Source organism: Natronincola peptidivorans (assembly GCF_900111615.1).
Classification (GTDB): Bacteria; Bacillota; Clostridia; order Peptostreptococcales; family Natronincolaceae; genus Natronincola_A; species Natronincola_A peptidivorans.
In genome coordinates this window covers 1-14780 of record NZ_FOHU01000016.1, presented here as the reverse complement: position 1 = coordinate 14780, position 14780 = coordinate 1, and the positions used below count along the sequence as shown (strand labels likewise).

Annotated in this window: 15 protein-coding genes; 13 read left to right on the top strand and 2 right to left on the bottom strand. The window is 34.4% G+C overall.

Annotated features, from left to right (window positions below; genetic code table 11):
- Positions 1-78: 78 nt before the first annotated feature.
- The 3 genes from BMX10_RS14195 (at position 79) to BMX10_RS14185 (ending at position 1881) form a co-directional block, all read left to right on the top strand.
- Complete coding sequence (locus tag BMX10_RS14195) at positions 79-336, top strand: hypothetical protein (RefSeq protein ID WP_090445685.1); 258 nt, start codon at positions 79-81, stop codon at positions 334-336.
- Positions 337-499: 163 nt separating this feature from the next.
- The gene (locus BMX10_RS14190; protein ID WP_090445683.1) at positions 500-1330 is read left to right on the top strand and encodes a helix-turn-helix domain-containing protein; all 831 of its coding nucleotides are present in this window, start codon (positions 500-502) and stop codon (positions 1328-1330) included.
- A 53-nt stretch (positions 1331-1383) separates the two neighbouring features.
- Positions 1384-1881, top strand: coding sequence for a GNAT family N-acetyltransferase (locus BMX10_RS14185; RefSeq protein WP_090445681.1), 498 nt, complete (start codon positions 1384-1386; stop codon positions 1879-1881).
- 146 nt (positions 1882-2027) lie between these two features.
- Here BMX10_RS14185 and BMX10_RS14180 read toward each other — a convergent pair whose 3' ends face one another.
- Complete coding sequence (locus tag BMX10_RS14180) at positions 2028-3983, bottom strand: LysM peptidoglycan-binding domain-containing protein (RefSeq protein ID WP_090445679.1); 1956 nt, start codon at positions 3981-3983, stop codon at positions 2028-2030.
- Positions 3984-4373: 390 nt separating this feature from the next.
- Between BMX10_RS14180 and BMX10_RS14175 the strand changes: the two genes are divergently transcribed.
- The 10 genes from BMX10_RS14175 (at position 4374) to BMX10_RS14130 (ending at position 12921) form a co-directional block, all read left to right on the top strand.
- A complete protein-coding gene (locus tag BMX10_RS14175) occupies positions 4374-5792 on the top strand; it encodes a hypothetical protein (RefSeq protein ID WP_090445676.1) in 1419 nt (472 codons plus the stop codon).
- 62 nt (positions 5793-5854) lie between these two features.
- On the top strand, positions 5855-6145 hold the full coding sequence (locus BMX10_RS14170; RefSeq protein WP_090445674.1) for a hypothetical protein: 291 nt from the start codon (positions 5855-5857) through the stop codon (positions 6143-6145).
- 592 nt (positions 6146-6737) lie between these two features.
- Entirely contained in the window at positions 6738-7274 is a 537-nt protein-coding gene (locus BMX10_RS14165; protein WP_090445671.1) for an RNA polymerase sigma factor, read from the top strand.
- Entirely contained in the window at positions 7274-8620 is a 1347-nt protein-coding gene (locus BMX10_RS14160) for a hypothetical protein (RefSeq protein ID WP_090445669.1), read from the top strand. The genes BMX10_RS14165 and BMX10_RS14160 overlap by 1 nt, the downstream gene beginning before the upstream one ends.
- Before the next feature lie 555 nt (positions 8621-9175).
- On the top strand, positions 9176-9709 hold the full coding sequence (locus tag BMX10_RS14155) for a hypothetical protein (RefSeq protein ID WP_090445667.1): 534 nt from the start codon (positions 9176-9178) through the stop codon (positions 9707-9709).
- 412 nt (positions 9710-10121) lie between these two features.
- The gene (locus BMX10_RS14150) at positions 10122-10664 is read left to right on the top strand and encodes a nitroreductase family protein (RefSeq protein WP_330387933.1); all 543 of its coding nucleotides are present in this window, start codon (positions 10122-10124) and stop codon (positions 10662-10664) included.
- 55 nt (positions 10665-10719) lie between these two features.
- The gene (locus BMX10_RS14145) at positions 10720-11295 is read left to right on the top strand and encodes a flavodoxin family protein (protein ID WP_090445665.1); all 576 of its coding nucleotides are present in this window, start codon (positions 10720-10722) and stop codon (positions 11293-11295) included.
- 32 nt (positions 11296-11327) lie between these two features.
- Positions 11328-11723, top strand: a complete 396-nt coding sequence (locus tag BMX10_RS14140) for a VOC family protein (protein WP_330387936.1) — start codon at positions 11328-11330, stop codon at positions 11721-11723.
- 57 nt (positions 11724-11780) lie between these two features.
- Complete coding sequence (gene ybaK / locus BMX10_RS14135; RefSeq protein ID WP_090445663.1) at positions 11781-12257, top strand: Cys-tRNA(Pro) deacylase; 477 nt, start codon at positions 11781-11783, stop codon at positions 12255-12257.
- A 184-nt stretch (positions 12258-12441) separates the two neighbouring features.
- Positions 12442-12921 (top strand): hypothetical protein, encoded by a 480-nt coding sequence (locus tag BMX10_RS14130; protein WP_090445661.1) that lies wholly within the window; start codon positions 12442-12444, stop codon positions 12919-12921.
- A gap of 51 nt (positions 12922-12972) precedes the next feature.
- Here BMX10_RS14130 and BMX10_RS14125 read toward each other — a convergent pair whose 3' ends face one another.
- The gene (locus BMX10_RS14125) at positions 12973-14220 is read right to left on the bottom strand and encodes a [Fe-Fe] hydrogenase large subunit C-terminal domain-containing protein (protein WP_170834834.1); all 1248 of its coding nucleotides are present in this window, start codon (positions 14218-14220) and stop codon (positions 12973-12975) included.
- Positions 14221-14780: the final 560 nt, after the last annotated feature.

The window sequence follows — 14780 nt, the reverse complement described above, 5'->3', positions numbered from 1 at the left end:
TTTGACCGCCTGATTAATGGCACATCATCTTTTTAATACGAATTAGATCAACAACATAAAACAGGGGGTGGAGATCATATGAATGCTAAAAACAAGAAAGCAAAACTGGTCATTATAAGCAGGATAGTTATTTCATTAATTTGTATTACTTTTATAATATTATACTTCATGGATAGAGCTAGAGAGACCTATTATTACATAGGAAATGCATTTTTAGGTCTAATAATCTTCTCATTTGGAATTGATGAAGGAATAATGAAAAAAAATAAAAAAGCTTATATTTACTTGGCTATAGGGCTGTTTATCTCGGCATATTCAATATTAAGGATAGTTTGATGTAGCGTATAAATTATCTAGCTTTTAAAAAACTAAATCTTTTTACTACATAGCAACCGCCAGTTGCCCAAGATATACATCAAAGTTGGTAGGATTTATATTGGTTGTCAGGTATAATGATAATTAACCTTTAAGATGATTTTAATACAGAGAGGATGATTATATGCAGCTTGGCGATAAACTACGTACCCTTCGAAAAAAACAGGGCCTCTCCCAAGAAGATTTGGCAGAGAGATTACATGTATCCCGACAGTCCATCTCCAAATGGGAATCCGGGCAATCCACTCCAGAGATACAAAAGATCCTTCTTCTTTGTGATCTTTTTGAGATTAGTGCGGATGCACTTTTAAGAGATCAAGATAGTTCTTCCGATAATCCTTCTTCTATAAAAAACACCCAAGATCCTTTTCTTCAATGGATGAAAAGACACCAAAGAGAACTAGCTATTATCCTTGCTTTCTTCTTTTTTGTATCTATTATGCTTAATATGCAAGCCCGCTCTACAATACAGAATTATCAGTGGAGCACCACATGGGTCAGAGATCGTATTTATGTCAGTTTTTTCGATGAACTTCATCGATACCAAAACCACATCAATGATTATTTCAATCAGGAGGATACTTTAGATCCTCATGACCTTAAGATACAATCAGATAGAATGTTCCAGATGGCGAATAATCATGTTGGGCTGGACAGGGGCAATAAGAAGGGTGCTTCTTCTATTCTTATTGGAATTTCCAATTCTGCCCAATGGGTCTCAGATGCTTTGGAGGATCAAGAGTCTCTTACCACCAATGAATTGCAGCGGATTCAGGAATTTCTCCTATTACTGGAAGAAATTCTCCTGTTAGAAGAATCTTATCGAGAAAAGCTTCGAACTCATGGAGAGAACATCAAAAGTACTGATACCTATGAAGCTTTGTATTCTAAAGTGATGGAAATGCTCCTGCTTACTTTCCTTTATGGATTAGAAGCGGATCAGGTTCGGTTATAGTAAAGAGCAGATTGCTTTGAAAATAAACTATAGTAGAGATAGGAGATATAGAGATGATTGAAACGAAGGGGCTTTATATAATGGATGCAACAGAAGACGATATTGAAAGCATTATTGATTTGGAAAGCCATAAGGACAATCGGGATTTCGTGTGGATTGGTACATATGAGGAGCATAAGGCTGAGATTGAAGATGAAAGCCATTTGGTTTTTGTATTTAGGCGAAGAGAAGATTATTTCATTGTAGGGTATGCCTTAATCAGAGTAGATTTCAAATCTGAAGTCTTTGAATTACGAAGAATTATTGTTTCTCATAAAGGATTAGGCTATGGAAGGGAAGCTATGACAGCATTATTAAAATACGCATTTGAAGAGATGAATATGAACCGTTTTTGGTTGGATGTATATCCTCATAATAGGATAGGTATTCAGCTTTATGAAAATCTTGGGCTGAAGCGTGAGGGCGTCTTAAGGCAGAGCTATAAATCAGAAAGAGGCTACATGGATCAAATCATATATTCTATGCTGAGAAGCGAATATTTTAAAAAGTAGTAGCTGCTACAATCCATGAAACAAATGTATGATTTTTACGTCTATATTTATGTAGGCGATTCAATAGTATGAGAAAGGGGCAGGCTTGAATCATTTATATATCCATTTATAATTAGAGACACCTCCCGGTAGAGGTGCCTTTAAGATTACTTAATAATTAACTGTTGTCCAACATATAGTTGATTAGCATTTGCAATATTATTGTTCTTAATAATGGAATCCATTGTAACACCATAAAGCTGTGAAATCGTCCAAATGCTTTCTCCCGCTACAACAGTATGGGTTTTGGTTTGAATAGTTTCCTTTGATGGAATAAGAATTTTTTGTCCTACATAGATCATATTTTGATTGGTAATTCCATTTAAATCAGCAATCTCCTGCAGACTTACCTGATGTGCTGCAGCAATCTTTGAGAGAGTGTCTCCAGCCTTAACAACATATTCAATTGTTGTTGGTACAGGCACCGATGGTGCTGGTGAAATAGGCTCTCCAGATTTTGTAGGAATCATTAAAACTTGTCCAACATAAATCATATTGGGATTCGTAATCCCATTTAGACTAACAATCGCCTCTACAGTTACCTGTTGGCTTGCAGCAATTTTTGCGAGAGTATCCCCAGCCTTAACAACATATTCAATTGTTGCTGGTGTAGGCACCGATGGTGATGGTGAAACGGGCTGTACTGGTGTTGATGGCACCTTTAAAGGCTGTCCAATATAAATCATATTAGGGTCAGCTATTTTATTAACCATAGCTAGATAATCAGCTGTTGTATGAAACCTTGCTGCAATCTTACTTAGGGTATCACCCCTTTGAACATAGTAGGTATCATATACCTTGGGATCTTCAGGAATTACATCCTTAGGGTTTTCCTGTTGGCCTATAAAATTAAGAGTCTGAATACCAGCTTTGTCAGCTATAATAAGACGATTTCCTACAATCATCATTGGCATATAGCCCCTATTACCATAAGGAAGCTCCTGAAGCTTTTCTCCCGTATGAATATCATAGATTTTAATTTTTTGACTGTTTTCTAAAATAACCAAGTTATTGGTTAATAACACAGGAGTTCTGCTTATGGCAATCTGTGTACTATTGATAGCATCTGCATACAGTGTCTTCCAATTTTCTCTGCCAGTATAGATATTTAAGGAAATTAGATTACCTCGGTTATCTAAAAAGTTGACAGAACTATTGCTGACACTTACTACGCCAATATTATTTGAAAATGAAAAACGATTTTCCAGCTGATATTCCCAAACAAGTCTTCCAGTTTCAGCATTAAATGCTCTTACAGAATTTTTGCCGCCTGATGGAGATACATCCAAGAATACCATTCCATTTTCATAAACTGGATATCCTGAAGATGGAGAGAGATTAGGATGAATTGGTGCTACCCATTGAACAAATGAGGTTTTTTGATCAATTGCATATAGGTTTGTTGTCATGGTCATCTGATTGTTAATAAAGAAAAAGATTTTTCCATTCCCAACTGTTAAGCGATTTGGAACTGGAGTGTGATCTCCTAAGGAGTAAGACCATTTATTTTCACCAGTCATGTAGTCTACTGCAATAATTCTATTGTTCTTTAGAGGATATCTAGTAAAATCATCATAGGAACCATAAAAAACCTTATCTCCATCCACCGCCAGTTCTCCAAATTCTTCATTAGTGGATGAAGCAATCATCCATCTAACTGTATATTGATGACCTCGATTTTCTAGGGCATAGATTTTATTTACTGTTGAAATATAAACCATATCTCCAGCAGTTACTACCCTGATAATTTCCTTAGAATCGTCAGTAACAAACTCCCATTGAATGGTGTTACTCTTTAAATCTATTGCATAAAACTGCCCAGGCTGACTTAAATGAGTGGCATATAATGTATCGCCCTCAATAGCTCTAGGCATATTTCCTGCCACAATTGTATTGTGTTCGACGAACAAGTTCCCCTGAATTGTGATGGGTGAAAAGTGTGAATTTGTTCCTCCACCATGGGTTGGCCAGCTAGTAGAATTTCCATGTACTACTAAAGGGACCATGCCTAAGGTGAAAATTAATAAGATAGACATAATTACATGAATTTTTTTTGATTTCAAATGAAATCTCCTCTCCTGATATAAATTAAATCACTCCATATAAAACTAACAGGTTTACATAAAGTAAGCAATGATTAATTATTGGTAAGTGCACAACTCAATAGTATAATCAATGAAACAACTATACATCCATTGAAAATACTTGGTTTAAGAGGATGAATTAAGGGGACAGTTCTAGTGGTCCGCTTACGCCTTTGAGCAAGGTACTAGAAATCAGTTAACAAAACATGAGGAAAACTGTATAATGGTTTTATATGCTATGCCTATACAGGTATCGCCATAGCATATAAAACCATTAAGCCTGAAACATATTTAGGATTTATTCGTCTTTATTTATATAATGAGATTTTAATAGTATCTTTTAAAATATTTTTTGTGAAAGGTGATATGATGAAAAAGCTAAGGGTGGGTATAGTATTTGTGATGGTCATTTTCTTGTTGGTTTCTAGTATAGGTTATGCCAATTCAGGACCTGTTTTTTGGCAGGGGTATCCAGCTTCGGATATCATGCTGATTGATGAGAATTCTTCTATTGAGGTGCAAAGTGAAGAGCTCATTTTCGATTTTTCTGATAGTGATGATTTTTCCTATACAATAGGTGGGAGGGTTACTGCAACCTATCAGATGGTTAATCCAACAGATGAACATTTATCAGTAAAAATGGCCTTTCCTTTCATAGGAAGACTGGATAACTCTTTATTGGAGGAAATCACCATAACTGCTGACGATGATATCTTACCCTATGAACTATATATAGGAGATGTGGTGAACAGCTATGGCAATTCTCGGCAGGAGGAAAAAGAAGCCAGCTTTGATTTTGCCAATATTATAAAGACCATTACAAATGAACCCTATGAAGCAAAAAGCTTTAAAGAAAATGAAAAGGGGAAGCTTTATTTAATAGAAGTAAAGCCTACTACTGACCAAGAGATAAATTTTGCTGTTGATTTCAGCTTTGATTTTGAAGAAACCAAAATAATTACATATGGCTTCAATCGATATGAACGAAAAGATCATGAAACAAGGATCGCCTCCTGGTGCAGACAACCCCAGGTTCTAGAAATTTTTGTTTTAGGGGAAGATATTGATCTTAGCATCAATGGTTATATAGATGGAGAGTTAAAGAAGAAGACTGACCTATTCACTTATCATATCTCTACAGAAGAGGTGGAATTAAGAAAATACTTGATGGAGTATACCCATAATCATTCTCTAGAACAAAAGCATCCTATGATATCTGAGACCCAATTATATAACCTCTATGCCAAATCTTTAGATAACCATTTTACACGGAATATGGGTTATATTTCTGAGCATGATCTCAAGGGGCAGGAGTATTATATGAGGGTCTTTACCCTTGTTTATACTGTTGATTTTTCCGAGAAGGATGAAAAAGAAGTAAGTGTAAGCTATAGAGCATCAGGAACCATGGATAGAAGGCAAACGGCAAAGCCTCTATATACATTTGACTATATTTTAAACCCTGCTAAAAACTGGAGTGACTTTAAGAACCTAGGCATTACCATTATGCCGCCTAAGGAGGCACCGTATATTGTTGATAGTAATATTGAATTAGTTAAAGGAGACAATAACCTATATACCGCCAGTTTAGCTGATTTGCCAGAAGAGGATCTATCATTTACCTTCTATGAAAATGAGGAGATTACATTATTGGATATGGCTGCAGGAAGTTTATATAGCAGCTTTGGCTATCTTACCCCCCTTGTATTAGGGGCAGTTGTATTATTCCTTGCTGCTAGTGGGATTATGGGCATACGGACATTTAAAAGAAAAAAACGCAAACAATAGGGATGTAATGAAGGAAACCATTTTAAATAGAACAAACATCTTCATGTAAAGGAATTGATAGTATGAATATATTTAATATATATGCCATTTTCACCATATTGATTATTTCTATGATTGGAAAGTTCCTCTATAGCAATAGGAGAAGTAGATTTCATCTATTAGGATTTGGAAGCTTCTGTCAGACGTCTGCAATCCTAGTAACCGTTATATATGGATTGATGAACGATCATGCACTTGTTTATGTTAGTGAGCCTTATGATGAGATTTGGTACATCCTAACCCTCAACCTTTATGCTGCTTTAATCAACCTAGGATTTCAGCTATATACCAGATTTAAATTCAATGAACAATAAATAGTGCTATTGATGCTGAGGAAATGGGATGTCTGGTAAAGTAGCTTTGTAAATTATATTTTAATTGGACTAAAAATGTATTTATTGTTTTGGCTGAAAGCGTTAAAAATAGTTGCAAATAATTAACAGTTTAATACTCCTTTTTTATATAAGATGAAGTTAGATGAATTATACGACATAGCTTATATTCCACCTAAATTAACCATTTATATATGTACACTTCTTTGCTTATAATTATAATAAAGTGGAATTAAGGTGATGTTATGTTTTCATGGATATTTGAGATTATTTTGATGGCGATCGTGGAAGCAATTATTAAACTTATAATCTTTCTAATAATTAATCCCTTTATGTGGATTTATAAAACTTTGTTCAACTTCAAAAACAAGTTTTGAAGTTAACTATTAAGCATTATCTTATTAATACGAAGCATAAGCTTGCTAGCTAGGCAACTTTATGCTTCATTTTTATCTTGACAATTCAATGATGCAATAAAAAAAGAGGAAAAAGTGTCACAAAATCAAAAGTGATTACGTTATAAGGGTGAAAATCGATTTTCAATGAAAGTGTCAATGAAGAAGGGAGCTAAGTTATGAATGAGTATGATCTAGATAATAGCTTCGTCACAGGCGAAGAAGAGGCATTACGTTGTGCTATAGAACGATATGGCCAGCCCCTTCTAAGGTATTGTCATAATATCCTGTGTGATTATACAGAGGCTCAGGATGCTGTACAGGTCACCTTTATTAAGGCCTATAACAAAAGAAAAAGCTTTAAAAAGGGAACCTCCCTTTCCTCATGGCTCTACCGGATTGCGTACAGGACTTCTATTGATATGGTGAGGAAGAGAAAAAGGCTATTCTTTATTCCTAAAAAACAAAATAAAGAAGAAGATCAAGGCTGTGATTTTATAGCAGAAGACTTAAAGGCAGCACTTTCTAGTCTATCGCCGGAGGATCGTGCCTTAGTATTTAGCAGGGCAATAGATGAAAAAAGCTATGCGGATTTAGAAGACATTTATCAGGTTCCAACCATTACATTACGGAAGCGTTACCAAAGAGCTAAGACAAAGCTAGCAAAAATCTTAAAAGAAAATAATTCCTATTATTCAAGATTGGAGGAAAGATAATGAAGTATGATTCTGATGAAAGAATTATCCAAAATGCTTTAAATAGCATTCATACCCCCCAGCATGATATAATGGCCAATATAAAAAGTGAAATTCAACCATCAAAATCTTCAATGAACTATAAAAAAGTGGTTACAATTACTTTAGCAGCTGTATTCTGTTTCATGCTATCCATCGGTGTTGCCGCAACCAATATTCCAGCAGTAAACAATATCTTATATGTGATTAGTCCTGAAATTGCATCGATGCTTCAGCCCATCAATGCCACCAGTGAGGATCAAGGAATTAGAATGGAAGTAATCGGTGCCATCAATGATGATGAAATGGCGGTTGTTTATGTAACCATGCAGGATTTAACGGGAGATAGAATTGATGAAAGCTTGGATCTCTATGACTATTCAATTCGTGGAGCAAGGGCCTTTACCCATGAAGTGGTAGATTATGATAAAGAAAGTAATATTGCCACTATAAGAATACAGGGTAATGGTGGTAAAGAATTAAATGGTAAGAGGGTACAATTCAGCATAGCTTCCTTCCTTAGCCATAAAGAGTGGTTTGATGCAGTTGATACATCCATCAATCCTTTGGAGGTGAAGAATGTAACCATTGCAAAAACTATACCCTTCAATCTAGATGGTGCAGGAGGCGGTGGAATGTTACTGCCAGAATTGAAAGAACAAGGAATAAAAACAATCAATCTTTTAAAAACAGATGAAATGGAGCGATTTTTACCAGGGATAGATTTCATGCATATTTCCAATATAGGGTATATAGATGGACGTCTTCACATTCAAACCAAATGGAGGGAAGATTCCATAGATGATCATGGTTTTTTCTACCTTGTAGATGCTTTAGGAAATAGACTAGAAACTGATAATTCAAATCTTTATTTTGATATAGACAGAAGGGGAAAAACAAAATTTGGTAGAAGATATGTTGAATATATCTATGATGTAGAAAATCTTGATTTAGATGGAGTACAGCTAAAGGGATATTTCGTAACCAATGGTAAGTATGTGAAAGGAAACTGGAGAACCTCCTTCGTCATGGAATCGGTTGTAGAGGAAAAGAAAGCTGAATCCTTTATTGAGTTTGATACATGGACAGCTAATTATATTTCTGTATCACCTTTAGGGGTAACAATAGCAGGTATTGCTGAAGAGATTAATTTAGATAATATAACCATTGAGGTCTATATGCTTGATGGTAGCATCAAGACATTTGATTCAGTCGTAGCTTGTAGAGAGAATAAAGAGGCAAGGATAAAGTTTATCACCACAATGCCTTTAGAGGTTTCAGAGGTTGATTATGTAACTGTTAATGGAAAGGTTGTTGTGTTTAAGTAGTATATAATTATAGCAGTTTTAAAGATAGAATAACCACTGTTTTTTCCCATGCAAAAACAGATGAAAAGTGCCAGTGAAAATTAGTGCAAAAATTTGATATAGGTAATATATAACAAAGGCAATACTCAAATTTCAATAAAGGGATTATTGATAAGGGTATAGAAGTATATTGTTAGGTATCGGATGAAAACTATGCAACAAAATAGGTATACTTAGCTATTGATTTGTAAATTATTTTGAACTTAAAAAGGGGATGGAGATTCTATGCAAAATATTTTCACGATAATTATATTGAGCACAGCTATTTTGTTAAATGTAATCATGGTAAGAAGAAAGGGAAGTTCTTCATTTTTAAATGTTATTGCAATTGTTGTATGTGCTCTTGCTTTAGTAGTCAGATTAATGCGATAAATAACTAAAGAACTGATTTACACTTGTCTTACATTGTAATAATAAAATACTATTTGTATTTCACAATATCTATTTAAGACGAATTAGATAAATTATCTGTAATATTATTAAATTTATTAGCAGTATTTTACTAGGAGGTAGGATATGGAGGAGATATTATTTACTGAGGGGTTTATAGTACTATTCATACTTTTGTCTATGCTAATTCACTCCATTTATATTAGAAAACAGTTGGGTAGATTAGAATATAGGGTTTTTACTATATTTCAAAGCTTAGGAATACTTATCGTTGTATCCATAATGGTTTTTAGTATGGGATCTACTACCCATTATTATCTAACTTCTTACTTCAGAAGCTATGATACAACTTATCTAATATTGATTATTAGAGATATTCAAGCTATTGCCTACAAGCTATTATTTATTTACTCGCTATTTAGAAATGGAGAAATTAGAGAAAAAGGTATATATGCTAATTTCAGCGTATTAAAATGGCAGGATATAAAGTATTTTACTATAAAGACTGAAGAGATAATGGAAGTGACTACTAATAAAAAATCTGTTTTTAGCAAGAAGGATAAAATAGTTAAGTGGGAAGTTGATAACAAAGAAAAAATCGATATATTAAAGGGTTTGTTGAATGAACATACCCAACAAAATGATGATATTTTAGCTTAAAATGGTTTTTAAATATGGTGGGATAGTAGGTGTTATTCCTTGCATTCTCAGATGTTATAGATGAAAAGTGCGTCATTATCAGGCGGTCAAAGACCGCCCCTACACATTGACAATATGCAATTGTAGGGGAGACCTGTGGTCTCCTGTGTGTCGTTCCATGCTGACAAATACTAACCCTAATGCGGAAGGCCACAGGGGGATTTCCCTACGATGGTAAATCATGATTTTTCTGGTTTTTTTTATTTTTTTGATGCTTTTATATAAAGTCTGTTTCAAAAATAGGATATTTTATTTGTACACCCATGATAATTTAAAGGACTATAGGATTTAATGGAGAAAAGTATAGTAATAATATCATGCTGAAAAAAATAGGATGAAACTATACCAAAAAAATAAAGATGGAGGGGAATACATGATGATGAATGAGATTAAAACTCGTAGGAGCATTAGAAAATATAAAGATAAACCAGTTGAGGATGAAAAAATTATACAATTAATCGAAAGTGCAAGACTGGCTCCATCTGGTCATAATACTCAGCCCTGGCATTTCATTATAGTGAAATCAGAATCTACTAAACGAGAATTGGCGGAGGTATCTCATAATCAAAAGTGGATGACATCAGCTCCTGTCTTTATTGTTTGTGTAGCAGATATCCGGGCTAGGGTGAAGGAGGATGGTGGATTATTTATCTATGAAAAAAGTCCGCAAAAAGATCTAAAGCAGATTATTCGAGATACAGCTATTGCTACTCAACACATAGTACTTGAAGCCGAAAACTTAGCTTTGGGAACCTGTTGGGTTGCTTGGTTTATTCAAGAAGAAATAAGGCCAATACTAAAGATTCCAGCTGATAAATATGTCGTTGCTATCCTTACTGTAGGTTATCCTGATGAAGCACCAGAAGCCCGCCCTAGAAAAAAGCTGGAGGAAATAATCCATTATGAAAAATGGTAGGAAGACGATAGCATCATAGAAATCATTAAAAATTTTCACATAGGAGGAGATAATCATGAAGGTAGTAGCATTTAATGGAAGTCCTCGTAAGGATGGAAATACAGAGATTCTTATTAAACATGCTTTTAAAAAGCTAGAAGAAGAAGGTATCCAATGTGAGTTGGTGAACCTAGCCGGGCAAACCATAAGAGGCTGTACAGCATGTATGCAATGCAGAAAAAACTTAGATAAACGATGTGTCATTGAAACAGATATAGTCAATGATTGTATTGAGAAAATGTTAGAAGCTGATGGTATCATAATAGGCTCTCCCACTTATTTTGCAACCTTAACAGCTGAAGCTAAGGCTTTAATAGATCGGGCTGGTTATGTAGCAAAGGGGAACAATAATTTGTTGAAAAGAAAAGTTGGTGCAGCAGTTGTATCTGTTCGAAGGGCTGGAGCGTTGAATGTATTTCAAGCCATCAATAACTTTTACCTAATCAATGAAATGATCATCCCCGGATCAATCTATTGGAATATGGGGATCGGAAAAGACATAGGGGATGTAGAATCTGATGAAGAAGGCTTTTTGACCATGGAGAAACTAGGAGAAAATATGGCATGGTTATTGAAGAAAATAAAGGCATGATTTTTATATAAAATCTTTTAAGAAAGAGAGGGATTACCATTAAAATTGAGCATATAGCTTTGTGGACAAAAGACCTTGAAGGTTTAAAGCAGTTCTATGTAGAATATTTTGAGGGAATCGCTGGGAATAAGTACGTAAACACAAAGAAAAATTTTACTTCCTACTTTATTAGCTTTGCATCAGGAGCACGGCTTGAAATTATGGAGATGCCAACAATTCCTGCAAATACAAATGATGTAGAAGAACAGTATATCGGTCTTATCCACATTGCTTTTTCTGTTGGCAGCAAGGAGAAGGTAGGCAGTCTGACGGAAAGACTGAGAAATGCAGGTTATAAGGTTATAAGTGAACCTAGATATACAGGAGATGGGTATTATGAGAGTTGTGTGTTAGACCCTGAGGGCAATCGTATTGAGATAACTATATAAATTTTAAAAAAAATTATTATTTTTTTAGCTAGAATTAGCTAGAAGGAGTAGAAACAAATGAAAAAAACCAACGCAGTAAGAATTTTGGATAAACATAAGATATCCTATGAATTATTAGAATATGAAGTAGATGAAACAGATTTAAGTGCAGATCATGCAGCAAAGAAAGCAGGAGTACCTTTAGAAAGAGTATTCAAAACCCTAGTAGCTAGAGGGGATAAAACTGGAGTCATGGTGGCCTGCATACCTGGAGGGGCTGAACTAAACTTAAAAAAAATAGCTGGTATCAGCAGAGATAAAAAAGTAGAGCTAGTTCCTTTAAAGGAAGTGCAGCAGCTGACAGGCTATATCCGAGGCGGCGTATCGCCTATAGGCATGAAAAAAAGCTACCCAACCTATATTGATGATAGTGCATTACGATTCGATAGCATTATGATTAGTGCAGGCATGAGAGGTTGTCAAATCAAGATAAGGCCTGAGGATTTGCTAAAGACAGTATCAGGGGCTTTTGTTGAAATAGCAAATATAGAATAATGATTAGCAAAGGACAAAAATATAAACAAAGTTTTTGTCCTTTTTTGATTCAACAAAAAAGCAGAAAAAGTTTTAATAAAAAAAAGATTTAATGAAACTTTTTACGATAATAATCGTCTAACTATTTGAATAGAATAAAATGGGTATATAGAAATTATTAGAAAAATTAAAGGGGTATAGAAAAATGAAGAAATTATTTTTGCTTATTTTCATCACCACACTATTTCTTACTGGGTGTTCACAAATAAATAATAGAACGTATACATACATTGATGTGCCAGAAGAAATTAATTTATACTACAGAGGAGACATTGTAAATATTCAGAAGAATACTGAAAAATATGATATTATACTTTCCTTTATTAACAAAACGATTGCTGATACAGAGCCCATGGGAATCATGAAATCTGTCAGAATCATACCGGATGAAGAAAAAATTAAAACCACAGGCTATGCGTTAGAGCTAATATACGAGAAAACCACCCATAACCAATTGATGATTGATGGTAGAAAACAAGTGGTGCGCTTTGACAAAGTGTTAATACCCTTAGATAACAATATTATCTTTATTGGCGGTGAGGAGGGCTATTCATCAAAAGCATTAACGATATCCTTTATACCAAAGGAATTTGTAGCTACTCTGTTGGATTACAAAAATATGTAAAGCAAAAAATAATAGAAGGTTAGTAAAAAAAGATTTTTACTAACCTTCTATTTATGTTTTTTGACGAAATTGCTTTTTTAAGTTCACTATACAATCATCTTCACTAGCATAACCTAAAATAATATCCTCTGCCAATGCACGACAGGATGGAGAACCACATGCACCACAATCTATTTGTGGCAAGGTTTTTACAACCTCTTCGATCAGACTTAGCTTTTCTATAGCTTTAGAAAGATCTGAATCTAGCTTAATAGAGTACAAAGGATGAATTTTTTCAGTAAATAAAAAGTCTTCCGCAGTCATATCAAGCAGATCTGGTGTATAGGCAGATTGGGTTTCTGCTAATCGTCTTATACGATTCCTAGCTACAAAAGAATTTTCTACTGTTAAACTGCCTCCTACACAACCATTGGTACAGGCCTGACACTCTAAAAAGCTTAAGCCCTGAATTTTTTGATTTTCAATCTCCTCTAAAACATTCATAACGTTTTCAATACCATCAATAGCAAGATATTCTTTGATGCCTAAAGCTTTGCTTTGGCCTTCCACCCTGGCCCAATCTATTCCCTTACCAATAGGATATAAATTGTCTGTATCGTCGTTGGCCTCCTGCAAATTTTTACTGATCATTAGAAACATTGATTTTATTGAGATGGCGCCATTGACGTGGGTGGCTTTTGTGCCAATAGGCATCTTAAAGCTGAATATACGTGCAGTACATGGTGAAATATAAAATATACCTATCTCTTCTTTAGGAATATTTAATGTTTCAATAGCTTTTTTTCGAGCCTTAGCAGCAGCTATTTCAACAGGTGAATCAATAGGTAAAATATGTTTAATCAAAGCATGAAAGCGAAGCTGTATTAATCTTATGATAGCTGGACATGATGAAGATATAATAGGAAATTTCTCAGAGGCCGAGATGTGCTCTTTAGTATAGTTGGTGATAAGATTACTACCATGAGATACCTCGTACACATCATGAAAACCATATTTTTTTATACTGGCAATTATTTGTGGAGGTGTAACTTCTTCATGAAACTGACCATATAATACTGGATCGATTAATGCAATTCTATAGGGATAGCGAAAGATATATTCTAAATCATGGGTAACACCACTAAAGGCATTAAAAGGACAAATATTAATGCAATTTCCACAGTTAATACACTTACTATCTATGATTTTTGCCTTACCATCCTTTACACGAATTGCTTCTGTTGGACATCGTTTTATACAATTAGTACATCCAGTGCATTTGGAAGGATCTAAGGATATTGCATGGATTAAAGAATGCATAACAATTCCTCCTAGGGATATAATAAACATTAGTTATTTATAAAGATTATTATCTGAATATCTTTAGATACCTTCTATTATACAACGAAAAAATAGAAAATTAAAATGTTTTTCATCACTAATTATTTATTTTTTAGCAGCAGAGCTAATGAATTAGGAAATTGCTGCTTAAAAGATAAATAATTCTAAAAAAACATCTTAAAAACTAAAGTAAAGATAGTGTAAAGTAGGTTATGAAAACTAAGAAACAAAATTTTACAACATGATTTGTGGGGGGAGTACCTTCTTAAAAGAAGAAAACATCAAAAAAATAGATTGATGATACCACAAATAATGCTCTGGAACCCACAGCATTGATGGTGAAACGATGAAGTTTAGCAAAAGTGCAAAGGCACATTTAAGGGGAAGGTTGGTTTTGTTGTGAGAGGATGGTTTGTTGCCCTAAGTAGATCAGTAGCTGCCATTTGCCCGGCATATTATCGGCATTTGTCAGCATATCGACTTCGTTTAAAGGACGCTTCCACTCATGAAGCTTGTGAGGACGAAGAAAGTTATAGTAA